General features: G+C 73.3%; 19 protein-coding genes. 6 read left to right on the top strand and 13 right to left on the bottom strand.

From position 1 onward, the window contains the following. Positions 1-47: 47 nt before the first annotated feature. Both AVL62_RS02020 and AVL62_RS02015 read right to left on the bottom strand, forming a co-directional pair. On the bottom strand, positions 48-590 hold the full coding sequence (locus AVL62_RS02020) for a hypothetical protein (RefSeq protein ID WP_058890022.1): 543 nt from the start codon (positions 588-590) through the stop codon (positions 48-50). An 82-nt stretch (positions 591-672) separates the two neighbouring features. Beyond that, positions 673-1896: an endonuclease/exonuclease/phosphatase family protein gene (locus tag AVL62_RS02015; RefSeq protein ID WP_058890021.1), complete on the bottom strand. Its 1224-nt coding sequence runs from the start codon at positions 1894-1896 to the stop codon at positions 673-675. Between the two features lie 63 nt (positions 1897-1959). On the opposite strand from AVL62_RS02015, the gene AVL62_RS02010 reads away from it, so the two are divergent. Both AVL62_RS02010 and AVL62_RS02005 read left to right on the top strand, forming a co-directional pair. Continuing rightward, positions 1960-3447 (top strand): purine-cytosine permease family protein, encoded by a 1488-nt coding sequence (locus AVL62_RS02010; protein ID WP_058890020.1) that lies wholly within the window; start codon positions 1960-1962, stop codon positions 3445-3447. Beyond that, positions 3444-3971, top strand: a complete 528-nt coding sequence (locus tag AVL62_RS02005; protein WP_058890019.1) for a cysteine hydrolase family protein — start codon at positions 3444-3446, stop codon at positions 3969-3971. Before AVL62_RS02010 ends, AVL62_RS02005 begins: the two co-directional genes overlap by 4 nt. On the opposite strand, the gene AVL62_RS16815 is transcribed toward AVL62_RS02005, so the two are convergent. Continuing rightward, positions 3955-4575, bottom strand: coding sequence for a hypothetical protein (locus AVL62_RS16815; RefSeq protein WP_058890018.1), 621 nt, complete (start codon positions 4573-4575; stop codon positions 3955-3957). The genes AVL62_RS02005 and AVL62_RS16815 overlap by 17 nt on opposite strands. Positions 4576-4615: 40 nt before the next feature. After that, positions 4616-5053, bottom strand: a complete 438-nt coding sequence (locus AVL62_RS01995) for a hypothetical protein (RefSeq protein WP_058890017.1) — start codon at positions 5051-5053, stop codon at positions 4616-4618. 79 nt (positions 5054-5132) lie between these two features. On the opposite strand from AVL62_RS01995, the gene AVL62_RS01990 reads away from it, so the two are divergent. Further along, a complete protein-coding gene (locus AVL62_RS01990; RefSeq protein ID WP_058890173.1) occupies positions 5133-7757 on the top strand; it encodes a DEAD/DEAH box helicase in 2625 nt (874 codons plus the stop codon). A gap of 60 nt (positions 7758-7817) precedes the next feature. Here the strand turns inward: AVL62_RS01990 and AVL62_RS01985 are convergent, their stop codons facing one another. The 7 genes from AVL62_RS01985 to metH all read right to left on the bottom strand — a co-directional run bounded on the left by AVL62_RS01985 (position 7818) and on the right by metH (position 17852). After that, positions 7818-8264, bottom strand: a complete 447-nt coding sequence (locus AVL62_RS01985; protein ID WP_058890016.1) for an SRPBCC family protein — start codon at positions 8262-8264, stop codon at positions 7818-7820. Next, positions 8261-9739 (bottom strand): hypothetical protein, encoded by a 1479-nt coding sequence (locus tag AVL62_RS01980; RefSeq protein ID WP_058890015.1) that lies wholly within the window; start codon positions 9737-9739, stop codon positions 8261-8263. Before AVL62_RS01980 ends, AVL62_RS01985 begins: the two co-directional genes overlap by 4 nt. Before the next feature lie 45 nt (positions 9740-9784). Then, entirely contained in the window at positions 9785-10561 is a 777-nt protein-coding gene (locus tag AVL62_RS01975; protein ID WP_058890014.1) for a methylenetetrahydrofolate reductase, read from the bottom strand. Between the two features lie 103 nt (positions 10562-10664). Further along, positions 10665-11609 (bottom strand): glycine betaine ABC transporter substrate-binding protein, encoded by a 945-nt coding sequence (locus AVL62_RS01970; RefSeq protein ID WP_058890013.1) that lies wholly within the window; start codon positions 11607-11609, stop codon positions 10665-10667. Positions 11610-11694: 85 nt separating this feature from the next. Then, complete coding sequence (locus tag AVL62_RS01965) at positions 11695-12669, bottom strand: ABC transporter permease (RefSeq protein ID WP_058890012.1); 975 nt, start codon at positions 12667-12669, stop codon at positions 11695-11697. Further along, complete coding sequence (locus AVL62_RS01960) at positions 12666-13913, bottom strand: quaternary amine ABC transporter ATP-binding protein (RefSeq protein ID WP_058890011.1); 1248 nt, start codon at positions 13911-13913, stop codon at positions 12666-12668. Before AVL62_RS01960 ends, AVL62_RS01965 begins: the two co-directional genes overlap by 4 nt. A 222-nt stretch (positions 13914-14135) precedes the next feature. Continuing rightward, on the bottom strand, positions 14136-17852 hold the full coding sequence (gene metH / locus AVL62_RS01955; protein ID WP_058890010.1) for a methionine synthase: 3717 nt from the start codon (positions 17850-17852) through the stop codon (positions 14136-14138). A gap of 179 nt (positions 17853-18031) precedes the next feature. On the opposite strand from metH, the gene treY reads away from it, so the two are divergent. The 3 genes from treY to AVL62_RS01940 are packed head-to-tail and all read left to right on the top strand — an operon-like array spanning position 18032 to position 22973. Then, positions 18032-20527 carry a malto-oligosyltrehalose synthase gene (gene treY / locus AVL62_RS01950; protein WP_058890009.1) on the top strand — a complete coding sequence of 832 codons (2496 nt, stop codon included), beginning with the start codon at positions 18032-18034 and terminating at the stop codon, positions 20525-20527. Further along, positions 20524-22347 carry a malto-oligosyltrehalose trehalohydrolase gene (treZ, locus tag AVL62_RS01945; protein ID WP_058890008.1) on the top strand — a complete coding sequence of 608 codons (1824 nt, stop codon included), beginning with the start codon at positions 20524-20526 and terminating at the stop codon, positions 22345-22347. The genes treY and treZ overlap by 4 nt, the downstream gene beginning before the upstream one ends. Further along, complete coding sequence (locus tag AVL62_RS01940) at positions 22344-22973, top strand: hypothetical protein (protein WP_058890007.1); 630 nt, start codon at positions 22344-22346, stop codon at positions 22971-22973. Before treZ ends, AVL62_RS01940 begins: the two co-directional genes overlap by 4 nt. Before the next feature lie 520 nt (positions 22974-23493). On the opposite strand, the gene AVL62_RS01935 is transcribed toward AVL62_RS01940, so the two are convergent. Both AVL62_RS01935 and mshD read right to left on the bottom strand, forming a co-directional pair. Continuing rightward, the gene (locus tag AVL62_RS01935; protein ID WP_058890006.1) at positions 23494-24444 is read right to left on the bottom strand and encodes an NUDIX hydrolase; all 951 of its coding nucleotides are present in this window, start codon (positions 24442-24444) and stop codon (positions 23494-23496) included. Then, entirely contained in the window at positions 24441-25412 is a 972-nt protein-coding gene (gene mshD / locus AVL62_RS01930) for a mycothiol synthase (RefSeq protein WP_083518596.1), read from the bottom strand. Before mshD ends, AVL62_RS01935 begins: the two co-directional genes overlap by 4 nt. Between the last annotated feature and the right edge of the window lie 21 nt (positions 25413-25433).

The following is a 25433-nucleotide window of genomic DNA, read 5'->3' as shown; positions in this document are numbered from 1 at the left end:
CTAGCTCCCGCCGCCTGCCCCTGGCACCGGCCGCCCCGTCCGGTGGCTCAGAACAGCTTGTGCCACCACTTCGGCTCCTTCTCGCCCGGGTCGAGCGAGACGATCTCCACGCTGCTGAAGGCGCCGTTGTGGGCGATGGTCAGCCGCCAGCGACCGGGGTCCGAGACGCCCTCGTAGTCACCGCTGAGGCTGCTGAAGAGCGCGCTCCCACCCTGCACGTCGACCCCCACCCCCCGGGGAACGATGACCTTGCAGCTGGAGAAGATGTCGTTGAGGCGCAGCTCCACCACGCGCGAGGTGACGACCGCCTCGCGCAGGTCCAGGACCGTCTCGGAGAAGCCGCCGGACACGGTGAGGACCTCGGGGACCTGCCAGCGCCCGATGCGGTGGGTCGAGCTGAAGAAGCTCGTGATGCGAGCCGGGGCGGGGGCCGGCGGATCAGCGGGACGCCGTGCCGGCTCGGTCTGCTCGGGAGGGACGCCCGGTCGCCAGTCGGGGGAGTCCTCGGCGGCCGGGCCGCCGACGATCGTCACGGGGCGGTCGACGTCGTCGCCGGGGCCCGTGACCGGCGGACCCGGCAGGGGCGGCACGCGATCGCTTGTGGTCTGGTGCGGGTCCCCGGACCCTCGCCCGTCTGCTCCGTCCGTCATGCCCCCACCGTAACCGGCCCGCTCAGCGGCGGTGCGGCAACCGGACGTCGGTCCAGACCAGCCTGTGGTCGCTGGTGGGGAACGGGAAGGTACCCACGAGGTCGAAGAGCGGGTCGTCGCTGGTCGGCCAGAAGACGCCGGCGTCCCGCACCGGCAGCGACCTGCTGGGCAGGACGTAGTCGACCCGCAGGTTGCCCGGCTCCGGATCGTCGTTGAAGTCGGCGGTGTCGTGGGCCGGGTCGCCGACGTGGGAGTCGTTGGCCCCGCCCTGCACCTCGGCCGCCTCGACCGCTCCGTCGCTGTCCGGCACCAGCTGCGTGCTCACCCGGGGGTGGTCGAGCAGCTGGTTGATCGCCCCGTCACGGGAGTCCCCGTCGACGGGGTCGGCGTTGTAGTCGCCCGCGATGACGAAGCGCTCGCCTGGACGCAGCCCGCCCGTGCGACCTCGGTCGTCGTAGATGTAGCGCGAGTGCTGCGGGCCGGCCACGTAGTCCGCCCAGAAGCGGATCTCGTCGTGGTTGCGGCGTCCGTTGCGGTCCTCCGGACCGTCGAAGGTCGGGGGAGTGGGGTGCGCCGCCAGCAGGTGGACGGTCCTGGTCCCGACCCGGATCGGCACGTCCCAGTGGGACTTGCTCGACAGCCGCAGGGCCCGTCGCTCCTGCGGGTCGTAGAACCCGCTCGGGATGAGGTTGCCCGGCATGTCGGTCCAGCGGAAGCGCTGGAAGGTGCGGACGGCGTCCGTGTCGATCGGGAAGCGGGAGTAGACGATCATGCCGTACTGCCCGGGGAACTCCCCGAAGCCGTAGGCGTCGTCCGGCCCGCCGACCTCTCCGTCGTTGTTGAGGTCGAAGCCGCTGGGCACCCCGGTGTTGGAGGGGGCGATGTAGGCGTAGGGGTAGTCGATCGGCTCGGCACCGCCCTGGCCGACGGCGAGGTAGTGGTCGCGGAAGAGGTCGACGTTGTCCCGGGAGTAGTCGAACTCGTTGACGAGCACCACGTCCGGGGCGGCGCGCTGGATCGTCTCGGCCACGTTGCGGGCCTGCTGGTCCTCGCCGGTGGACAGGTCGGCGGTGAGCTCCCCCTCGCCGGCTCGGTTGAGCGAGGCGTTGAAGGTCGCGAAGCGCACGTCGAGCTGGACCGGCCGGTCCGGCCCGCGGGACGGCGCGGCCACGGCGGGCGTCGTCAGTGCGGCGCCGACCAGGGCGGCCGCCACCAGGGCGGCGAGGGGGGCCGGGCGCATCGTCATACCCCTCACGGTAGGGGGTGGCACCGACACACCGCCAGCCCAGCGCTGTGGGACAGTAGGCCCATGAGCCAGACCTCCCCGGCAGCAGCGCCGCGGCTCAGCGAGACCGAGCGGCGCCTGGTCGAGACCAACGGCATCGAGATCATCGCGGAGGCGGAGCGGACGGCCAGCCCGCACGACCTCTTCTGGCCCTGGTTCGCCGCCAACATCTCGGTCTTCGGGATCAGCTACGCGAGCTACGTCTTCGGCTTCGGCATCAGCTTCGCCCAGGCGGTGCTGGTGACCGTCCTGGGGGTCGTGGCCTCCTTCCTGGCCTGCGGCATCATCGCCATCGCCGGCAAGCGTGGGTCGGCACCCACCATGGTCCTCTCGCGGGCCGCCTTCGGCGTCAACGGGCAGAAGGTGCCCGGCGTCTTCTCCTGGCTCATCTCGATGGGCTGGGAGACGTTCCTGGCCATCATGGCCGTGCTGGCGACCGCCACCGTGTTCACCCAGCTGGGGTGGGGCGGGGGCACTCTCACCTCGGTGCTCGCGTGCGCGGTGATCGCGGCGCTCATCGTCGGCGCCTCCGTCGCGGGATACCACACGATCATGCGGATGCAGTCGGTCCTGACCTGGCTCACCGGTGCCGCCACGACCGCCTACATCCTCATGACCTGGGACCGCATCGACCTCGCGGCCGTCACCTCCCGCGAGGCCGGTCCGACCGAGGCGGTCATCGGAGCCCTGGTGCTGCTCATGACGGGGTTCGGGCTGGGCTGGATCAACATCGCCGCGGACTGGTCGCGCTACCAGCGTCGGGACGCCAGCGGTGGCGCCATCGTGCTGTGGAACACCCTCGGTGGTGCCCTGGCGCCGACCCTGCTCGTCCTCTACGGCCTGCTGCTCATCGGGTCGCAGCCCGAGCTCGAGGAGGGGATCGTCAACGACCCGATCGGCACCCTCGCGACGATCCTGCCGATCTGGTTCCTCGTGCCGTTCCTGCTGGCCGCCGTCCTCGCCCTCGTCAGCGGCGCGGTCCTGGGGATCTACTCCTCCGGGCTCACCCTGCTCTCCCTCGGGATCGACATCCCCCGGCCCGCCGCCGCGCTCATCGACGGCACCATCCTCACCCTGGGGACCATCTGGGTCGTCTTCTTCGCCCAGAGCTTCCTCGCGCCGTTCCAGAGCTTCCTCATCACCCTGGGCGTGCCGATCGCCGCCTGGGCCGGGATCCTCATGGCCGACGTCGCGCTGCGCCGCCGCGACTACGACGAGCAGGCGCTCTTCGACCCGCGCGGTCGCTACGGCGACTGGAACTGGACCGCCGTCGGGATCATGGGCGTCGCGGCCGTCGTCGGCTGGGGCCTGGTCATCAACACCTTCGCCGAGGCCGCCGCGTGGAACAACTGGCAGGGCTACCTGCTCGGTCCGCTCGGGTTGGGCGGCAAGGAGGGCACCTGGGCGTGGGCCAACCTCGGCGTGCTGGTGGCGCTCGCCATCGGCTTCGTCGGCTGGCTGGTCCTCGGCCGTCGCATCGTCCGGCGCCAGGAGCTGGAGGAGCAGGTATGACGTCGCAGCCCTGGTTGGTCGTCGTCGACGCCCAGCGGATCTTCGCCGACCCGGCCTCGGAGTGGTGCGCCCCCCGGTTCGCCGAGACGCTCGGGCCCATCCGGGCGTTGGTGGACGAGCACGCGGGCCGGGTGGTCCAGACCCGCTGGGTGCCGCCGCACGTGCGGCACGGCTCCTGGGTGGCCTATCTCGAGCGCTTCCCGTTCGCCGACCGCGAGCAGCACGACCCCGTCTTCGACCTGGTCGACGAGATCGCCGAGCTGCGGCTGCCGCACACCGTCACCGAGCCAACCTTCGGCAAGTGGGGCGAGCGGCTGCACGACGTCGTCGGCGCCGACGCGCACCTCGTGCTGGCGGGCGTCGCCACCGACTGCTGCGTGCTCTCGACCGCCCTGGCCGCCGCCGACGCCGGCTGCACCGTCGAGGTCGCGGCGGCCGCCTGCGCGGGGTCCAGCGACGAGGCGCACGAGCGGGCGCTCGCGGCGATGGAGCTGTACGCCCCGCAGGTCACCATCCGCCGCTGACCGGACTTGCCGACGGCAGCTGCCGGTGCAGGGCCAGAGCCCTCAGGGCCGAGGCCACCCCGACCAGCACCACCACCACCAGCGTCGGCGTCCGCACGTCGGCGACCTCCTGGAGCGGCACCGCGCGGGAGAGTCGCACCACCTGCCACGCGGTGACCAGACCGGCGAGGGTGAGCAGCGCCCGCGCGGCTGTCGCCAGGGTGAGCCAGGCCCAGCGCAGCGGACCCAGGAGCCATCCCCGGCGCAGGTGCACCGCCACCTGTCGGCGGACGACGGCGACCGCCCACGCCAGCAGCCAGAGCGGGGTGAGCACGCCCAGGCCCAGGAGGAGGGCCGCCCACCAGCGCTCACCGGCGGCGTCCACCCAGTCCGGCGGGACGACCCCCAGGAGGCCCCCGGACCAGCTGGGGTAGGCGGCCAGCACGTCGTCGAGCGCAACCACCGACGCCACGGCGAGCAGTGCGGGCAGCAGCCAGAGCAGACCGCACCCCGAGCGTGCGGACCGCTCCCTGGCCGCCGCGTCCTCCGCGGCCTCCCGCTGCTGCCGCAGGTACTCGTAGTGCGCCCGGTCGGTGTGGAAGAACTCGGTCTCGTCCGGCGGCATGCCTCAGGCTAGTAGCCGCTGGACGACCACGTCCACGGTCTCAGTGGCGGGTGCGGAGCACCGCCAGGGTCGCGAGCCCGTAGGCCTCCTCGGCGTCCTGGTGCGCGAAGGTCGTGGGCGAGCCCTCGACCAGTGCGACCACGGCGTACTCGATCCCGCCGTGGTCCTCGTTGCTCTCGTCGTCGCTGCGGCGCAGCCCGAGACCGACGAAGTCGTGACCCAGCACCGCGCGCAGCTGGTCCTCCCGCGGCAGCCAGGTGGTGTCGTCCAGCGCGACCGAGTCCAGGGCCCACTCGGCGACCCCGTTGAAGCCGATGACCGACCCGCCGACGAACTCGTGCACCTCCACCGTCATGTCGGCCAGGTAGAACACGTCGTGCGTCATCCCGGAGCGATCCACGACGAAGCGGTCCCCGGCGAGGGGAGACCAGATGAGACCGGCCTCGTGCAGCCGGCGGGCGAGATCGACGCTGAGCATCTGCCCATCGTGCCCGACGTGACCGGGGCGACGCGCGGCGAGGCGGGCAGCCGGGCGCCCATCACCGACAATGGAGGAGATGGCCACCGACCAGACCCTGACCGACCGGCTCCCGTCCACGGGAGAGGGTGGCGGCACCCCCGACGCCGACACCGTCTTCGACACCTTCGCCGCCTGGGCGGCCGACCGCGGCACCACGCTCTACCCCCACCAGGAGGAGGCGCTGCTGCACCTGCTCGAGGGCAGCAACGTCGTCCTCGCCACACCCACCGGGAGCGGCAAGTCCCTCGTGGCGACGGCGGCCTGCTTCCTCGCGCTGGCCCGCGACGAGGTGGCCTTCCTGACCGCGCCGATCAAGGCGCTGGTCAGCGAGAAGTTCTTCGACGCCTGCCGGACCTTCGGGGCGGAGAACGTCGGCATGCTCACCGGCGACGCGGCCGTCAACGCCGACGCCCCGATCGTCGTCTGCACCGCGGAGGTGCTCGCCAACATCGCTCTGCGCGAGGGGGAGGGCGCCGACATCGGCGTCGTCGTCATGGACGAGTTCCACTACTACGGGGACGGCCAGCGCGGCTGGGCCTGGCAGGTGCCGCTGCTGACGCTGCCGCAGGCGCAGTTCGTCCTCATGTCGGCCACGCTGGGGGACACGAGCCGGTTCAGCGAGGACCTCACCCGGCGCACGGGACGGCACACCGCCCTCGTCGCGGGCGCGGAGCGGCCGGTCCCCCTGCACTTCGCGGAGTCCCTCGCCATGACCCCGCTGCCCGACACCATCACCGAGCTGCTGGAGGAGCGGCAGGCGCCGATCTACGTCGTCCACTTCACCCAGCGGGAGGCGTTGGAGCGCGCGCAGTCGCTGCTGTCGGTGCCCAAGCTCGTCGACGCCGCCGAGAAGGAGGCGATCCGGACCCGGATCGGTGCGTTCCGCTTCACCGCGGGCTTCGGCCGGACCCTGTCCCAGCTCGTCCGGCACGGCATCGGGGTGCACCACGCCGGGATGCTGCCGCGCTACCGCCGGCTCGTCGAGCAGCTGGCCCAGGACGGGCTGCTCAAGGTCATCTGCGGCACCGACACCCTCGGGGTCGGCATCAACGTGCCCATCCGCACCGTGCTGTTCACCGGGCTCGCGAAGTTCGACGGCTCCCGTCAGCGGGTCCTGCGCGCGCGCGAGTTCCACCAGATCGCCGGGCGCGCGGGGCGCGCGGGCTTCGACACCGCGGGGTATGTCGTGGTGCAGGCCCCCGAGCACACGATCGAGAACGCGCGGGCGCTGGCCAAGGCCGGGGACGACCCGAAGAAGCAGAGACGCGTGCAGCGCAAGAAGCCGCCCGAGGGCTTCGTCTCCTGGAGCGAGCAGACCTACGCCAAGCTCGTCGGCGCCGAGCCGGAGTCCCTGCAGTCCAAGATGAAGGTCGACCACGCGGTCATCCTCAACACGGTCGCCCGGCGCGGCGACCCGGTCGCGCACCTGACGCGCCTGCTGCGCGACAACCACGAGACCCCGGCGGCGCAGAACCGTCTGGCCCGGCAGGCGGTGAGCCTGGGACGGTCCCTGCTGGACACCGAGGTGCTGGTGCGCCTGGACCCTCCGGGGGACGGGGGCCGCAGCGTCGACCTGGGGCCGGGCGTGGCCGAGAACTTCGCCCTCAACCAGCCGCTGGCGCCGTTCGCGCTGGCCGCGCTGGACCTCTTCGACCCCGAGGCCCCCACCTATCCGCTCGACGTGGTCTCCGTCGTCGAGGCGGTGCTCGACGACCCCATGCCCATCCTGCTCGCCCAGCGCTACCGCGCCCGCGGCGAGGCGGTCGCGCAGATGAAGGCCGACGGCGTGGAGTACGACGAGCGCATGGCCCAGCTGGAGGAGGTCAGCTGGCCGCAGCCGCTGGCCGAGCTGCTGCAGGCCACGCTGTCGACCTACCGCCAGTCCAACCCCTGGGTGCGCGAGGACGCCCTGTCCCCCAAGGCGGTGGTCCGGGACATGTGGGAGCGGGCGATGAGCTTCACCGAGTTCGTCGGCTACTACCAGCTCGCCCGCTCCGAGGGCGTGGTGCTGCGCTACCTGACCGACGCCTACCGCACGCTGCGGCAGACGGTCCCGGAGACGGCCTACACCGAGCAGCTGCACGACCTCGTCCACTGGCTCGGGGAGACGATCCGCCAGACGGACTCCTCGCTGCTGGAGGAGTGGGAGGCGCTCACCGACCCGGACCGGGTCGAGGAGGCGGCTCGTCAGGCCGCCGCCGGGGCGCCGCCACCCCCGGCGCGGCCCATCACCGGCAACGAGCGCGCCTTCCGGGTCATGGTGCGCAACGCGATGTGGCGTCGGGTCGAGCTGGTCGCCGACGATGCCTGGGAGGCGTTGGGCGACCTCGAGGCCCAGGTGGCGGCGCTGCCCGAGCCGGCGATCGAACCCCTCATGTCGCGGCAGGACTGGGACGACGCGGTGGGCGCGTTCTACGACGACCACGACCAGGTGGTCCTCGACGCGGACGCCCGGGGCCCGCAGCACCTGCGGGTCGAGCCGGTGCCCCCGGCCCAGGCGCGGATCGGCGACGGCACCGCCCAGCGGGTCTGGCGGGTGAGCCAGACCGTCACCGACCCCGACGGCGACCTGGACTGGGTCGTCGAGGCCGAGTGCGACCTCGACGCCAGCGACGCCGTCGGCGAACCGGTCCTGCTGGCGACGAGCTTCCGCCGGCTCTGAGGAGCGCGGCGGCGGGGCGACGCGCCGCAGCGGCGGGGAGTCGGCGGCGCGACGGGTGGTTCAGCCCGCTGACCGGCCGACCGTCGCCGCGAGGGCGTGGAGCGCCCCGATCCAGCCGTCGCGCATGGAGGTGTCCGCGTCGGCCTGCGCGATCTCGTGGGTCAGCACGACCAGGGTGCCGTGCGAGTGGCCGGTGAGCGCGACGGTCACCAGGTCGTCCTCCTCCTGACCCTCCCCGCTCTCCCACCGCCACGCCAGCTGCACCAGCGACGGCGGCTCGAGCCGGGTGAAGTGGCCCGCGGCCCCGAGCGAGGCGACCTGCGAGCTCACCTCGAAGCGACCTCCCACGGTGGCGTCCACGGTGTGCCGGGTGTCCGGCAGGCCGGGCCACCACCAGGTGGCGAGGACCTGCGGGTCCGTCCACGCGGCATACACGGCCTGCGGGTCGGCGTCGACGTCCTGCGCGACGACGATCCGGGGGCCGGGGTAGCTGCGTGGCTGCGTCATCGTTCGTCTCCTCGGTCACCGGTCGGGTCGGTGCCGGGCTCCGGCTCCAGGCCCAGGACGGCCCGGATCGTCGGCACGCACTCCACGGTAGCTGCCCGTCGCTGCCCGGCACCCGGCAGCGGGTCCCAGTAGCGCAGGTGGTCGTGTAGCGGCAGCAGGCGGTGCCACCCGGGGCGGTGCCGCCCCGAGTGGTGCACCGCCACGTCGCGGATGCCGGTGCCCAGGACCCCGCGCAGCGGCCCGCCCACCGGGTCGCCGAACGCGAGCCATCGCGCCGGGAAGTAGAGGTTGGTCCACCGGGTCGGCCCGAAGGGGGCGCCGTGGTTGCCGACGAGCACCGTCCGCTCGAGGTCGCCCCTCCTCAGCACGGCGGGGTAGAAGGACCCCGAGCGCTCGTCGGCGTCCGCGGACGGTGCGAGCGAGGGCATCGGTGGGCACATCGGCAGCTCGAGGTCGTCCTGACGACGCTGCAGCGAGGAGGCCCGGGTGTCGAGCAGCAGGCGACCGTGCGCCAGCGGCGACCCCAGGGTGAGGAAGTCGGTGACGAGCCACGGCACGCCGCGCTCGCGGCACTCCCGCCAGAGCCGACGCTGCACGTGCTGGAAGACCTCGACCTCGCCGGCCTCCAGGCCCAGCGCGTCGCTGTAGTCGAGCACCAGACGCTCGGCCTCCGGCTGCGGACCGGCCTTCTCGAAGGTGGGATGGCGGGCCTCGTCCCAGAACAGCCGCAGGATGTCGTACCCGATGACCGAGCCGAGGGAGTGGCCCACCACGGCGATCTCGTCGTAGACGCCGGAGGTGTGCAGCCGCCGCATGAGCTCCAGTCCCTCGGTGCGGATGTCGGTCCGGGCGGCGACGCCGGACGGGTCGGGCGTGAGGTAGCGCTCGGCGTCGGCCAGGCGACGGGTGAGCAGCGGACGGACGGCCGTCTGCGCCCCGGCCAGGCCGGCCGCCACCCAGAAGGGCGGCTGGGTGAGCCAGGCCCGCACCCCCTCGCGGGAGACCATGACGACGGCGATGAGCGCCGCCGCGGCGACCGTGAGCAGCAGTCCGAGGGTCAGCACGTTGAGGGCGGGGGCGGCGGGACCGCCGGCCCACCCCGACCGTCGGCGCAGCAGCCGACCCAGCCAGGCCAGGACCTGCGGCGCGCTCGACGTCGGGGCGTGGTGCGCCCAGTAGAGCTCGTAGAGGTCGGTCGGGGCCCGGCGGGAGGAGCGGCCGTAGAGGGACATGCGGCGCAGCTCGAGGTTGTCGCTGACCCGGTCGGGCTTGCTCCAGGCCGCGCGGCCCACGCCCAGGCCGTCGAGGAAGCCCCGCAGGGTGCCCGTGGGCTCCTGCTCGCCGATGCCGTGGATGAGGACGACGGCGCGACGGACCCTCCCGTCGCCCTGCCCGGCGACCGGCCGGGAGGGCTCCCCGAGCCGGGCGTCGGCGGCGAGCGGGTCACCGGAGCGCGTCCCCCACCTCGTCGTCATCCGAGCACTCTCGCAGGAGGGTGCGACAGACCCGGCCGCGGCAGGTCAGGCCTCGTCGAGGACACCGCCGAGGTAGTCCAGCAGGGGGGCGCGCACCGGCATGAGGTAGGCGTGGTGGCCGCGGTCGCGGGCGAAGTCGACGACCCGCCGGGCGAAGTCGCGCTGCCAGCCGATCGAGGTGTCGAAGCCACGGGGGAAGACGACCCGGTTGCGGCGGCGCCAGTAGCCCATCGCGCCGTCCGTCGTCACCGAGGTGGCACCCCACCACACGGGCAGCTCGGGCGGGAGGACCGAGGCCCAGGCGGACATGAGGTGCAGGTCGAAGAAGGGCTGGGTGAAGATGCCGCTGGCCCCGGCCGCGAGCTTGCGGTCGAGGTAGCGCATCTCGGTGGTCATCGCCTGGCGGTACGGGTCCAGGCCGGCGTAGATGGTCACCCCCGGCAGCTCGCTGCGCAACCGCCGGATGACGTCGACGGCGTCCACCGGGTAGGTCGCGGAGTGGAAGTAGTCGGCGTCGTCGCCGGACACCACGAGCAGCTCGCCGGTGCGTCGGGCCTCCCGCGCCATGGGCAGCTCGGCGTCCGGGTCCACGTCCGCGGCCCGGATGTGCGGGATCGTCCGGTATGCCGCGCCGTCACCGCGGGTGGTCGCCTCACGGGCGACCTCGGTCGCCTGCCAGCTGCGCAGGTCGAACTTCAGCAGGTCGGGGATGTTGATGGTGTCGACCACGGGTAGCCGTGCGGCGACCTGCGCCATCTCCGAGCGCACCGACTCCGGGCTGCGGGGGACGAGCTCGACGGAGATGCGGGACGTGGTGGACATGGTGGTCCAGTCTTCCAAGCGGTCACGCGGGTCGGGAAATCGCCTGGCACGCCGACGGCCCTGCGGCGTGCTGCCGCAGGGCCGTCGGATCGTGCGGTGGGGCTCAGCCCTCCTCGGTGACGATCGTCTCGAAGGCGTCGGGGTACTCCTCCAGGAAGGCGTCGATCGCCTCGGCCTCCTGGCCCTCGCCGTACTCGTTGACGACCATGTCCTCCAGCGCGCCGTACTCCTCGTCGTCCAGCTCGATGCCAGCGATGAGCTCAGCGGCCTCCGGGAACTCCTCGGCGAAGCCCTGGGTGCCCAGGAAATGCAGCGCCTCGGCCTCGCCGAGCGCACCCTCCGGGTCCTCGAGGGTCTTGACGTCGAAGGCGCTGTTGGCCCAGAAGGGCTGCCACAGCGTGACGACGATGTCCTCCTCGTCGTTGATGGCGCTCTCCAGCTCGGTGAGCATGGCGGAGGTCGAGGAGGTCACCAGCTCGTAGTCGCCCTCGAGGTCGTAGGTCGGCATGACCGAGTCCTGGGTGGCGGCGGTCAGGCCCGCGCCCGGCTCGATCCCGATGATCTGCCCGTTGAACATGTCGGCGTTGCCGGTCAGGTCGGCGATGGACTCGATCTCGGTGTAGGACGGCACCGCGAAGGTGAGCTTCGCGTTGTCGTAGTAGGCGCCGAGGTCCTCGATCCGGTCGCCGTACTCCTCCATGTACTGGGCGTGGGTCACCTCGGGCCAGGCCGAGGGGTACATGTCGACGTCACCCTCGGCGAGCCCGGTGTAGAGGAGGGCGGCCTCGGTGAGCTCCTCCATCTCGACCTCGTAGCCGAGCTTGGTGAGCTGGTCCTCGAGGAGGTAGGCGGTGGACAGGCCGTCCGTCCAGGACGGGATGAAGCCCATGGTGATGGTGCCCTCGGCGCCGCCGGCCTCCGAGCTGCCGCCGTCACCGCCGGCCTCGGAGTCGCCGCCGGAGTCCCCGCCGCCGCAGGCGGCGAGGGTGAGGCTGGTGGCCAGAGCGGCCCCGGCCAAGGTCATCGTGCGGTTGCGTCGCAGTGTCATTACTGGTTGCTTCCCTTCTTCTGGTGCGACCGCCACGGGACGGTCCGTTCTGTGTGGTCTGGTATGTGGGTGGCTGACGATCTCGTTACATGCGGGTCTGGGGACCGACGGACGACCGCTCGTCGCCCTCGGACTTGGCGGAGTCAGAGGCGGCAGAGCCGGAGTCGGAATCTTCACCAGCCTTTCGCCGCAGCATGCTCAGGCCCGAGTGCGGGTAGTCGCCGGGTCGACCCAGCGCGGCGGTGACCCGGTCGAGGTAGATGGCGATGATGACCACGGACAGGCCGGCCTCGATGCCCTGCGGGCCGTTGAGGGTCGAGATGGAGGCCACGACCTCCTTGCCGAGGCCGTCCGCGCCGGCGATGCCGGCGATGACCGCCATGGACAGCGAGAGCATGATGACCTGGTTGACGCCGGCCATGATGGTCGGCGTCGCCAGCGGCAGCTGGATCCCGCGCAGGATCTGGCCCGGGGTCGCGCCGAAGGCCTGGCCGGCCTCGACGGTCTCCGAGTCCACCCCGCGGATGCCGAGCTCGGTGAGCCGGACCCCCGGGGGCAGGGCGAAGATGACCGTCGCGAAGATGCCGGGCACCACGCCGATGCCGAAGAACACCACGGCGGGGATGAGGTAGACGAAGGCCGGCATCGTCTGCATGAAGTCCAGCACCGGTCTGACCACGGCGCTGACCTGGTCGTTGCGGGCGGCCAGGATGCCGATCGGGACGGCGATGAGGATGGCCACCAGGGTGGCGATGAGGACCAGGGCGAGGGTCTGCATCGCTGTCACCCACTGGTCCATCGCGATGACGAGCAGGAAGGTGACGACCGTGCCGACGGCCAGCTCCCAGGAGCGGACGAGCATCCCGATGAGTGCGAAGACCACGACGAGCACCAGGGCCGGGACGGTCACCAGGGCGTCGGTGAGGGTGGTGACCAGGAAGTCCAGCACGGTCGCCAGGAAGTCCAGCAACCACTCGAAGTTGTCGTTGATCCAGTCGAGGGCGGAGTCCCCCCACTCGCCGACAGGGATGCGGGGGACGATCGAGTCGTTCTCGTTCATGCGGCACCTCCGGTCGGCTGCAGCTGGGGATCGGGTGCCTCGGACGGCTCGTCGCCGCCCCCGTCAGGCTGGGCCGGGCTGGTGCGCAGCGCGGCCAGCAGGGTGACGCGAGGGATGACGCCCGCGACCTTGTCCTGCGCGTCCAGCACGATGAGGAGGGCGTGCTCGGTGGCGTGGGAGAAGAGGTCGACCAGGTGGTCGTCGGCCCGCACCACGCCGACCTGCTCGGCGGGCACGACGCGCATCTCCCCGTTGTCCCGGACGGCGCTCGCCACGTCGCGCTCGTGGACGAGACCGGCCAGCGTGCGGTCGCGGCGGACCACCGGCAGGATCGTGGTCTGGTGCTCGCGCATGAGCTTGTGGGCGGTCTGCGGCCCCTGCTCGGTCCCGAGGACGGCGACCGGCGGCTCCATGACGTTGGCGGCGGTGAGCACCCGGGTGCGGTCGACGTCCTGGACGAACTCCGCGACGTAGTTGTTGACCGGGTTGTTGAGGATCTCCTCGGCGCTGCCGATCTGCTCGATCCGTCCGTCGCGCATCATGGCGATCCGGTCGCCGAGGCGCATGGCCTCGTTGAGGTCGTGCGTGATGAAGAGGATGGTCTTGCCCAGCTGGTGCTGGAGCTCGATGAGCTGGTCCTGCATGTCCCGACGGATGAGCGGGTCCAGGGCGCTGAACGCCTCGTCCATGAGCATGATGTCGGTGCCGGAGGCCAGCGCGCGGGCCAGGCCGACGCGCTGACGCATGCCGCCCGAGAGCTCACCGGGCATGGACCCGCCCCAGCCGCCGAGGCCGACCATCTCCAGCGCCCGGTCGGCCTGCTTCTCGCGGTCGGACCGGCCGACCCCGCTGATCTCCAGCGCGTAGGCGGCGTTCTCGCCCACGGTGCGGTGGGGGAGCAGCGCGAAGTGCTGGAACACCATGCTGACCTTGTCGCGGCGCACCCGGCGCAGCTTCTCCCCGGTGAGCCGGGTGACGTCGTCGCCGTCGATGGACACGGTTCCGCTGGTCGGCTCGAGCAGCCCGTTGACCATGCGGATGAGGGTGGACTTGCCGGACCCGGACAGGCCCATGACGACGAAGATCTCCCCCTCCTTGACGTCGAAGGAGGCGTCGATGACGGCAGGGGTCAGGCCCTGCTGGCGCAGGTCGGCGCGGGTGGCGCCGTTCTCGAGGGCGTCGACGCCGCGTTGCGGACGGCGGCCGAAGACCTTGTAGAGCTTCTCGGCAGAGATGGAGGCCACGGGACTCCTGTGATCGGGGGCACACGAATTGCCACGAACGTAGCAACGTCGCCTCCCGCAGCGCAGGTTCTGGACGGGCCCTGGGCCGCTTCGTGACAGGAACGTTACGTAGACAACGGTCAGGTCACGATGCGGTGGGAGCGGGAATGAGGTATGCCGTGCGCCGGCTCACCGCCGCTCCCGGGGGTCGTCGTCCCGGTCGGTGGGGCGGCGGTCCCCCGGTCAGTGGAGCAACGGTCCCAGCCAGCGCTCGGCGGTGACGACGTCCCAGCCCTTGCGCCGGGCGTAGTCCTCGACCTGGTCGCCGCCGATCCGCCCGACCGAGAAGTAGCGCGACTCCGGGTGCCCCAGGATCAGGCCGGAGACCGCGCTGTTCGGGCTCATCGCCCCGTGCTCGGTGAGCGTCATGCCCGCCTGCTCCTGCGCGTCCAGCAGCGACCACAGGGTGAACTTCTCGGTGTGGTCCGGCTGGGCCGGGTAGCCCGGGGCCGGGCGGATGCCGTCGTAGCGCTCCCTGATGAGGTCGTGCGGCGCGAGGTCCTCCTCCGGCGCGTAGCCCCATAGGTCGGTGCGCACCTCCCGGTGCACCCACTCGGCGAACGCCTCGGCCAGCCGGTCGGCCAGGACCTGCACCATGATCGCGCCGTAGTCGTCGTGCTCCTCGTCGCGCAGCCGCGCCGCGAGGGTGTCCGCCCCGTGGATCGACACCGCGAACGCCCCCACGTGGTCGCCCTCGGGCGCCACGAAGTCGGCGAGCGCGGCATACCCGCCCTGGCGTCGTTCCTTCTGCTGCCGGAGGGTGTGCAGGGTCACCGTCGAGCTCTCCGGCGCGTCCGGTGCCGTGTCCAGCACGATGTCGTCGCCGTCGGCGGACCGCCGCGCGGGCCACAGACCCACCACGCCACGGGGGGTGAAGAGCCCCTCGTCGACGACCCGCCCCAGCCAGCGCTGCCCGTCCTCCCACGTGGCCCGCGCCTGCGTGCCGACCTTGGGGTCCTCGAGGATGCGGGGGTAGGACCCGCGCAGCTCCCAGGCGGTGAAGAAGGGTGTCCAGTCGACGATCTCGACGAGCTCGGCGAGGGTCGGCTCGACCACCCGGGTGCCGAGCAGCCGCGGGGTCGCCGGCACCGGCTCGGCCACCGCCCGGGTGCTGGCCCGCGCCTCCTCCAGCGGCACGAGCCGCACGTCCTTGGCCCCGTGCCGCTCGCGCAGCTCGGCGTAGGACCCGGCCACCCGGTCGCGCAGCTTCTCCTCGTGGTGGATGGCGTCCGCGACGACCCCGACCGCCCGGGAGGCGTCGACGACGTGCACGACGGTGCCCTCGTAGGCGGGGTCGATCTTCACCGCGGTGTGGGCGGGGGAGGTCGTGGCCCCGCCGATGAGCAGCGGGGTGGTGAGGCCGCGGCGCTGCATCTCGGTGGCCAGGGAGACCATCTCGTCCAGGCTGGGCGTGATGAGCCCGGAGACCCCGATGACCTCGGCGCCGAGCTCGTCGGCGGTGGCCAGGATCTTCTCCGCGGGGACCATGACCCCGAGGTCGGTGACCTCGTAGCCGTTGCACCCGAGCACCACGCCCACGATGTTCTTGCCGATGTCGTGCACGTCGCCCTTGACCGTGGCCATGACGACCCGGCCCTTGCTGTGCCCACCGCTCTCGGCGGCCGCCGCCTCGAGGTAGGGCGTGAGGTGGGCCACCGCCTTCTTCATGACCCGGGCCGACTTCACCACCTGGGGGAGGAACATCTTGCCGGCGCCGAAGAGGTCCCCGACGACGTCCATGCCGGCCATGAGCGGACCCTCGATGACCGCGAGCGGGCTGCCCAGCTCCTGGTAGGCCTCCTCGGCGTCCTCCACGGCATACGTGTCGATGCCCTGGACGAGGGCGTGCCGCAGCCGTTCGGCGACCGGGGCATCGCGCCACGCCAGCTTGGCCGCGGCGGCGGCCGAGCGCTCACCCGGCGCGGCCCCCTCGCTCTCGGCCTTGATCCGCTCGGCCAGCTCGATGAGCCGCTCGGTGGCGTCCTCGCGTCGGGCGAGGACGACGTCCTCCACCGCGTCCCGCAGCTCGGGGTCGAGGTCGGCGTAGACCCCCAGCATCCCGGCGTTGACGATGCCCATGTCGAGCCCGGCCCCGATGGCGTGGAAGAGGAAGACCGAGTGCATCGCCTCACGGACGACGTTGTTGCCGCGGAAGGAGAAGGAGACGTTGGAGACGCCGCCGGAGACCAGGGCGCCGGGCAGGTTCTCCTTGATCCACCGGGTGGCCTCGATGAAGTCGAGGGCGTAGCGGTCGTGCTCGCTCATGCCGGTGGCGACGGTGAGGATGTTGGGGTCGAAGATGATGTCGTGCGCCGGGAAGGGGTCGGGCAGCCCCGCGCTCGGCGTCGTCAGCAGGTCGTAGGCGCGGCGGCAGACCTCGATGCGGCGCTGGTAGGTGTCGGCCTGGCCGGTCTCGTCGAAGGCCATGACGACGACGGCCGCGCCGTAGCGGCGCACCGCGGCAGCCCGCCGGAGGAACTCGGCCTCCCCGTCCTTGAGCGAGAGGCTGTTGACGACGCCCTTGCCCTGGATGCAGCGCAGCCCGGCCTCCAGCACCTCCCAGCGGGAGGAGTCGATCATCACCGGCACCCGGGCGACGTCCGGCTCGCCGGCCAGGAGGTTGAGGAAGTGCGTCATCGTCTCCGGGCCGTCGAGCATGCCCTCGTCGACGTTGACGTCCACGATCTGGGCGCCGGCGTCGACCTGCTGGCGGGCGATGGCCACCGCGGCGTCCCAGTCGCCCTCCCGGACGGCCCTCGCGAACTTCGGGCTGCCGGTGAGGTTGGTGCGCTCGCCGACGTTGACGAAGTTGACGTCCGGGGTGAGGGTGAACGCCTCGAGCCCGGAGGTCCGCAGGTATGCCGTGGGCCCGGGCGCGCGACGCGGCGCGACCCCGTCGACGGCCTCGGCGATGGCCCGGATGTGCTCCGGGGTGGTGCCGCAGCAGCCGCCGACGATGTTGACCAGGCCCTCCCGGGCCATGTCGCCCAGGACCTCGGCCATGTCCTCGGGGGTGTCGTCGTAGCCGCCGAAGGCGTTGGGCAGCCCGGCGTTGGGGTGCACCGAGGTGAGGGCGGTGCTGGCGCCGCCGAGCTCGCGCAGGTGCGGGCGCATCTCCTCGGCGCCGAGGGCGCAGTTGAGGCCGACGGAGGCCAGGTCGACGTGCTCGGTGGAGACCGCGAAGGCCTCCGGGGTCTGACCGGACAGGGTGCGCCCGGAGGCGTCGGTGATGGTGCCGGAGAGCATGACCGGGACCCGGGCGTGGCCCTGCGCCTCCCGGGCGTCCAGCACGTCGCCGACGGCGTGCAGGGCGGCCTTGGCGTTGAGGGTGTCGAAGACGGTCTCCACCATGAGCACGTCCGCGCCGCCCTCGAGCAGCCCGTCGACCTGCTCGGCGTAGGCCTCGCGCAGCTGGTCGTAGGTGATCGCGCGGAACTCGGGGCGCTCCACGTCGGGCGACAGGGACGCGGTCCGGTTGGTCGGCCCGAGCGTCCCGACCACCCAGCGCGGCCGGCCGGTCTCGGCCTCCACGGCGTCCGCGACCTCCCGGGCGACCCGCGCGGACGCCACGTTCATCGCGTGCGCCAGGTGGCCGGCCTCGTAGTCGGCCTGGGCGATGGTCGTCGAGGTGAAGGTGTTGGTCGTGAGCAGGTCGGCCCCGGCCTCGAGGTAGGCCCGGTGCACCTGCGCGAGGACCTCGGGGCGGGTCAGCGCGAGCAGGTCGAAGTTGCCCTTGAGGGTGACCTCGCGCAGCGGCTCCCACGCGGGGTCCTGCGCCGGCCGGTGGAAGTCCTCCTCCTCCAGCCCCTGCTGCTGCAGCAGGGTGCCGTACCCGCCGTCCAGGACGAGGATGCGCTCCTGCGCCAGGGCGCGCAGGTCAGGTCGGGAGAGGGCAGACACCCTGAAGATTCTACGGCCGGCCCCGGCGCCTCACCCATTCCCGCCGCGGGCGCCAGCACCCGCCGGAGCGGGGCGGCGGGGGCCGCAGGACGTGCGACCCGGGCCGCGGCGCACCGCATACCGTGCGGGGTGCCGACCAGGGCCCGCCCCGGGCGCGCGGGTGAGAGACTGGGCGGGTCATGACAGCATCCACGCCGCGTCCCCTGACCGCCACCTACCGCCTGCAGCTGCACGCCGGGTTCACCTGCGCCGACGCGCAGGAGGTCCTGCCCTACCTGCGGGCGCTCGGGGTCAGCCACGTGTACCTCTCGCCCGTGCTCACCGCCGTCCCGGGCTCGGAGCACGGGTACGACGTGCTCGACCACACGCAGGTCAACCCCGAGATCGGCGGGCGCGCCGGGCTCGTGGCGCTCGCCGACGCCGCGCACGACCTCGGCCTGGGGGTGGTCGTGGACGTCGTCCCCAACCACATGGCGCTCGTCGCCCCGCTGTGGCGCAACCTGCCGGTCTGGGAGGTGCTGCGCGACGGGCCGACCGCCGCGCGGGCCGCCTGGTTCGACGTCGACTGGGACCACCTCGGCGGCCGGTTCGGCCTGCCCGTCCTGGGGGAGGACCTCGACGCGGTGCTCGCGCGCGGCGAGATCACCCTGGACACCGGTCGCGACGACGAGGGCCCGGCCGCCGGCCAGCCCGTCGCCCGCTACTTCGAGCACGTGCTGCCGCTCGCCCCGGGCACCGAGCGGCTGGCCCACGAGCACCCCGAGGGTCCGGGCTCGCCGGCCGCGGTGCGCGCCGTGCTGGACGCCCAGCGCTGGCTGCTCGCGTCCTGGCTCGACGCCGCCGACGTGCTCAACTACCGCCGCTTCTTCGAGGTCGACGGGCTCATCGGCGTCCGGGTCGAGCAGCCCGACGTCTTCGCCGACACCCACGAGCTGCTCCTCGACCTGCACCGCCGCGGCGTCGTCGACGGCTTCCGCATCGACCACCCCGACGGGCTGGCCGACCCCACGGCATACCTGCAGATGCTCAGCGACGCCGTGCAGGAGGGCACCCCCGTCTGGGTGGAGAAGATCCTCGAGGGGGACGAGCGGCTGCCGGAGGTGTGGGCGTGCGCGGGCACGACCGGCTACGACGCCAACGCGGCCCTGTCCGCCGCTCTCGTCGACCCCACGACCACCGACGTCGTCAGCGCCACGTGGGCGCGGACCGGGGGCGAGCCCGACCTGCACGTGGAGGTCGAGCGCTGCAAGCGGCTCGCGGCCACCGAGCTCCTGCGCCCCGAGGTGGCCCGGCTCATGCGGCGGGCGGTGCAGGCGCTGCCCCGGCACGACGAGGACCGGCTGCGCGAGGCCCTGGTCGAGCTGCTGGTCTCGGTGCACGTCTACCGCGCCTACGTCCGGCCCGGGGCCGCCCCGACCGAGGCCGACGAGGCCATGGTCCGGCCCCTGCTGGACGGGCAGGAGCGCGCCCGCGCGGCCCGGCCCGAGCTGCGCGCGGAGATCGACGCGCTCGCCGACGTCCTCGCCGACCCGCAGGGGTGCGCCACCGACCCGGCGGCCGCGACCGACCTGTGCGTGCGCTTCCAGCAGACCACCGGCCCGGTCATGGCCAAGGGCATCGAGGACACCGCGTTCTACCGCTGGCACCGACTCGTGGCGCTCAACGAGGTGGGCGCCGACCCCGCCGTGGGGCTCGACCCCGCCCACGGGGTGGCCACGCTGCACGCCTGGGCCCGCCACCAGGCCGAGCACTGGCCCGTCGGCATGACGACCCTGTCCACCCACGACACCAAGCGCAGCGAGGACGTCCGCGCCCGCATCCTGGCCGTCTCCGGTGACGGCGAGGCGTGGGAGGCGATCTCCCGGCGGACGCTCGAGGCCGCGGGACGCCACGGGGTCGACGGCGAGACCGCGCACCTCGTGTGGCAGACCCTCGTCGGGGCCGGCCGGGTCGACACCGAGCGGCTGGACGCCTACCTCACCAAGGCGGTGCGCGAGGCCAAGGTGCGCTCGACGTGGACCGAGCCGGACGAGGACTACGAGGAGCGGGTGCTCGCGCTCGCCCGCGAGATGCTCGGCGGGGGAGACGTCTCCGAGGCCATCGCGTCCGCCGTCCGCGACAACGCCCCGACGATCCGCACCCTCACCCTGGCGCAGAAGATCCTGCAGCTCACCCTGCCCGGGGTCCCGGACACCTACCAGGGCTCCGGCGTGGTGGACCTGTCCCTCGTCGACCCGGACAACCGGCGGCCGGTCGACTACGACGAGCGCATCCAGCGGCTGGAGCGCCTGGACGCCACCGGCTGGACGGGCGACCTGTCCGACGAGGTGCTCTGGGTGACCTCGCGGGTGCTGCGCCTGCGCTCCTGGCTCCCGCACGCCTACGGCCCCGGTGCCGACTACGTCCCCGTCGACGCCGGCGAGCACGTGCTCGGCTTCCTGCGGGGCGGGGTGGCGGCGACCCTCACCATCCGGGCGCCCCGCGCGCTGGGTGCGGCCGGTGGTCTCGGGGGACAGCGCATACCACTTCCGCCGGACCTGTGGGTCGACGCGCTCACCGGTGCCGAGCACCCGGTCCGGGAGGACGCGGACGGCCCGCTCGCCGCCGACGTCTTCGACCACGGCCCGGTCGCGCTGCTGGTGCGGGCCGCCGACCTGCGGGAGGGTGGCCGATGAGCGCGCAGCAGGTGCGCCTGTGGGCGCCCGACGCCGAGCAGGTCGAGCTGGTGCTCGGTGCGACCGGGGGCGAGCGGGTGGCGATGGCGCCGTCCGGCTCCTCCGGTGGTGGTGCCGGCACCGCGTCGGGGGACGGCTGGTGGTCGGTCACCGCCGACGTCGCCGCGCACGGCGGCCGCTACGCCTTCGCCGTCGACGGCGGTGACCCGGTGCCCGACCCGCGCTCCCGGCACCAGCCGGACGGCGTCCACGCCGCCAGCGCGCTGGTCGACACCGGCGCCTTCCCCTGGACCGACCAGGGCTGGCGCGGGGTACCGCTGGAGCGGGCGGCCGTCTACGAGCTGCACGTCGGGACCTTCACCGAGGCGGGCACCTTCGACGCCGCCGCCGAGCGGCTCGGCCACCTCGTCGAGCTGGGGGTGAGCGTCGTCGAGCTCATGCCCGTGGCCGCCTTCCCCGGTCGGCACGGGTGGGGCTACGACGGCGTCGCCCTGTATGCCGTGCACGACGCCTACGGCGGGCCGCAGGGACTGGCCCGCTTCGTCGACGCCGCCCACGCCGCCGGCCTCGCGGTGTGGCTCGACGTCGTCTACAACCACCTGGGTCCGAGCGGCAACTACCTGCGGCAGACCGGGCCCTACTTCACCGACCGGCACCACACCCCCTGGGGCGAGGCGGTCAACCTCGACGGGCCGGGCAGCGACGAGGTGCGGGCCTACCTGCTCGACAACGCCCGGATGTGGCTGGAGGACTACCACCTCGACGGGCTCCGGCTGGACGCCGTGCACGCGCTGCACGACGAGCGGGCCGTGCACGTCCTGGAGGAGCTGGCCGCGCTCGCCGACGACATCACCGGGCGCACCGGCGTGCCGCGCTCGCTGGTCGCCGAGTCCGACCGCAACGACCCCGCGACCGTCGCGCGGCGCGGGCCGGGCGGTGCGGGCGGTCTCGGGCTGCACGGCCAGTGGGCCGACGACGTGCACCACGCGCTGCACGTGCTGCTCTCGGGGGAGTCCCAGGGCTACTACGGCGACTTCGCCGACCCGGGGGCCGTCCCCAAGGTGCTGGGCCGCACGCCGTTCTTCCACGACGGCACCCTGTCGACCTTCCGGGGGCGGGTGCACGGGCGCCCCGTCCACCTCGAGGTCACCGAGCCGTGGCGCTTCGTCGCCTCGCTGCAGACCCACGACCAGGTCGGCAACCGGGCGGTCGGGGACCGGCTGCACCACGGCATACCGGCCGGGCGGCACGCGGTCGGGGCGGCGCTGCTGCTCACCGCGCCCTGGACGCCGATGCTCTTCATGGGTGAGGAGTGGGGCGCCTCGACGCCGTGGCAGTACTTCACCGACCACGAGGAGGAGTGGCTGGCGCAGTCGATCCGCGAGGGGCGCCAGGCGGAGTTCGCCGAGCACGGCTGGGCCGGGGAGGTGCCCGACCCGCAGGACACCGGGACGGTGACGGCCTCTACCCTGCGTTGGGCGGAGGTGGACGAGGGTGAGCACGCCGAGATGCTGGCGTTCTACCGCGCCCTGCTGCACTGGCGCCGCGACACCCCGGCTCAGATGCGCGGGACCGTCGGAGAGGTGACCCGGAAGCCGGACGGCACCGGTGGGGAGGTCCTCACCGTCACGCGCCCCGGGGTGGCGCTGGTGGCGCGGCTGGGCGGCGAGGGCGAGGTCGCCGTGCCGCCGCCGGGCGGAGACCACGCGGCGCGGCCGGCGGGGGTGGACCTCGTCGCGGCCTTCCCGGCGACGGCGGGGGAGCCGGCAGCCGGGCAGCTGCGGCTCGGCCCGGACAGCGTGGTGGTGGTGCGGCGATGAGCGGGGAGGAGCCGCGCCGCCGCTTCCACCGGCCCACGCTGCGGCCCCCGGACCGCCTCGAGGACGCCTCCGAGCAGGTCGACCCGCTCGAGGTCGCCGAGGCGGCCCACCGCAGCGCCGAGCTGGTCGTGGGCCGGGGCCGCGCCGAGTCGGCCCAGGACAGCGAGCTGGCCTCCCGCCTGGTCGGCCTGGTCGGCGAGGTGGGGCTGGCCACGGTGGCCCAGCTGTGGTCGGACCGGCCGGCCCGCAGCCTGCCCGGGGCGCTCTGGCGCATCTACCTCCTGCACGAGTGGGTGCTGCGCCAGCCCGAGGAGGTCGGTCGCCGGTTCGTCGCCGGGTCCGGGCACACGGAGGTCTACCACGCCATCGCGGGGGTCGCCGAGCCCCCCGACCCGGACGCCCTGCGCCGCCTCACCGAGCAGGTCCTCGGGGGCGTCTTCACCGGCGACCTCGCGATCGCCCTCGAGCGCGCCAGCGCCTTCTGCCACGTCATGGCGGTCGGGCTCGCCGACCCGGGGGACGACGACATACCCTCCGAGCAGGTGACGCGGGCCGCGCGCCTGCGCGACACCGCCGACGACCTCGCGGCCTGCGCCGGCCTGTGGCGCCTCGGCGACCTGCACTGACCCACCCTGACCGGACTGACCCACCCTGACCCGCCCTGACCCGCCCCCTCTGCACCGGACGTGTGTTCAGCACGCACCGGACGCGTACTCGGAGTGCACCGGACGTGTCTTCGGAGTGCACAGGACGCGTCCTCCGAGCGCACCGGACGCGTCGTAGACGTCCGGTGAAGGCGGCCGGACCGGGGGAGCGGGTCGGCGAGCGCGCGAGGCACGGTGCCTACCTCGTCGTCCTCCCTTCGGGTCCGCAACGTGCGTCCGGTGCGTTCCGACGACGAGTTCGGTGCGTATGGAGCGCGCGTCCGGTGCAGGTTTGGGGAACCCCGGGCGGAGGCGTACCGTGGGAAGGTGCGTGCCGGGCCGCGGCAGCCCCGGGCTCCAACACACGCCGCTTCGAGCGGCCACGCGCCGAGAGGCGCTCCCGGCCCGGCACGCACACACCCCCCTCGTCGGCTGGTTGCTCGTCCACTTTGTGCTGGCGGCTCGGGCGCCCGGACCGTGACCAACGCGGGTCGCCGGCGGCTCAGCGGGGCCGGTACCTCGTCGCCGAGAGCACCCGGGCGCCCGCTCCGGAGCCCGTCATGGTGCAGGCCAGGACCTCGCCCTTGTCCATCGTCACCTGCGTGAGGCGCCGCAGCACCCGCACCTCCGACCGCTCCATGCCCGGCGCGGTCCGCTCGAGCAGCACGCCTACCAGGTCCGGCAGCAGCGGCCCGTGGGTGCACAGTGCGGTCGAGACCCCCTTCTCCAGCACCCGCCCGAGGTGTTTGCGCAGCGTGCCGGGGTCGCTCTCGAAGCCCTCCTCCGACAGCCCCTTCTTCGTCGTGACGTCCAGCTTGGCCGATCGCGCGAACGGGGCGAGGGTGTCGGTGCAGCGCACCGAGGGGCTGCTGAGCAGCCGCTCCGGCCGGTATGCCGTCAGCAGGTCCGCGAGCCGGTGCGCCGATCGGCGGCGCCCGGGTCCGGTGAGCGGACGCAGCGGGTCCGGGCCGGACCAGTCGCCCCGGGGGACGGCCAGGGCGTGGCGCACCACGAGGAAGGTCCACGTCGGGAGCCTCCCGGCCTCGTGCAGGTCCACGACGGCCGCCAGCTGCTCTCGGTCCCGGTCGTAGCTCAGGCGACGGCCGGCCAGGGTCGGCGAGAGCCAGCGCACCTCGTCGACCTCGTGCTCCAGCGACCCCCGGCCGCCGACGACCTCGCCCACCCAGTAGTGCACGACCTTGTCCGACCCACCGGCCAACCGGTAGCGCGAGACCGGCAGCGGCGCGCCCAGCCGCACCTGCAGCCCGGTCTCCTCCCAGGTCTCGCGCACGGCCGCGACCGGGTAGTCCTCCCCGCGCTCCAGCTTGCCCTTGGGCCAGGACCAGTCGTCGTAGCGCGGGCGGTGCACGAGGGCGACCTGCAGCCCTCCCTTGCGGACGCGCACCGGCAGCACCCCGCCGGCGCGCACCACCGGCGGACCGGCGCTGCTCATGCCTCCGCGTCCCCCGCGGCATACATGACGTCGACCGCGGAGCGCTCGAAGCCGAGGCGCTGGTAGGTCGCGATCGCCGGCGCGTTGTCCCCGTCGACGTAGAGCGTGGCCTCCTGCACCCCGCACGCGCGCAGGTGCTGCAGACCGAGCAGCGTCACCGCGGTGCCGAGCCCCCGGCCCTGGTAGTCGGGGTCCACCCCGACGACGTAGACCTCGCCCGTCTCCGGGTGGTCGGTCTCGACCTTGGTCCAGTGGAAGGCCGCCATCCGGGCGCGTCCGTCCGGGTCGACCTCGGTGGTGTCCTCCACGACGAGGAAGCCCGAGGGGTCGAACCACGGCTCGTGCTGGCGGTCCTGGAGGTCGGCCAGGCTCGTGCGCCCCTGCTCGGCGTGGTCGGCGAAGGCCCGCGCGTTGACCGCGAGCCAGGCCTCGTCGTCGGCGCCGACCCGGTAGGCACGCACGGCGAAGCCCTCGGGCAGCTCCACGTGGTCGGGCAGGTCGGCCCACTCGCCGGCCAGCGGCCGGGCCATCTGCCAGAGCTCGCGGACGACCCGCAGCCCGCGGGAGGCGTAGAGCGTGCGCGCGTCCTGCAGGTCCCCGTGGCTCCAGAGCCGGACCTGCGGCCACCGCCGCAGCACGTGGTCGAGGAGGGCCCCGCCCACCCCGCGGCGGCGCTGCTCGGGGTCGACGACGAGCTCGGCGGACGGGGCCTGCGGGTCGCTGGTGCCGACGTGGCCGTAGCCGATGACCGGCCCCTGCGCCCCGTCCCGCACCACGAGGTGGACCCCCGTCTCGTGGCTGGCGCTGCTCTCCGGCAGCCGGCGCGCCTGCAGCACGGTCTGCTCGGACAGCGGTCTGACGCCGTCGTGGCCCGCGGCCCGCACGGCCAGGGCCAGCACGTCGCCGGACACCCGGCCGGGCAGTGCAGGGAGCTCGTCGATGTCGGGCTGGGGGCGATCTCCAGGCATGGGGGTCAGTCTGGCACGCAG

The sequence above is a fragment of the Serinicoccus chungangensis genome (assembly GCF_001483745.1).
Lineage (GTDB): Bacteria > Actinomycetota > Actinomycetes > Actinomycetales > Dermatophilaceae > Ornithinicoccus > Ornithinicoccus chungangensis_A.
Note: the sequence above shows the minus strand (reverse complement) of the source record. Positions and strands in the feature narration are given on the sequence as shown.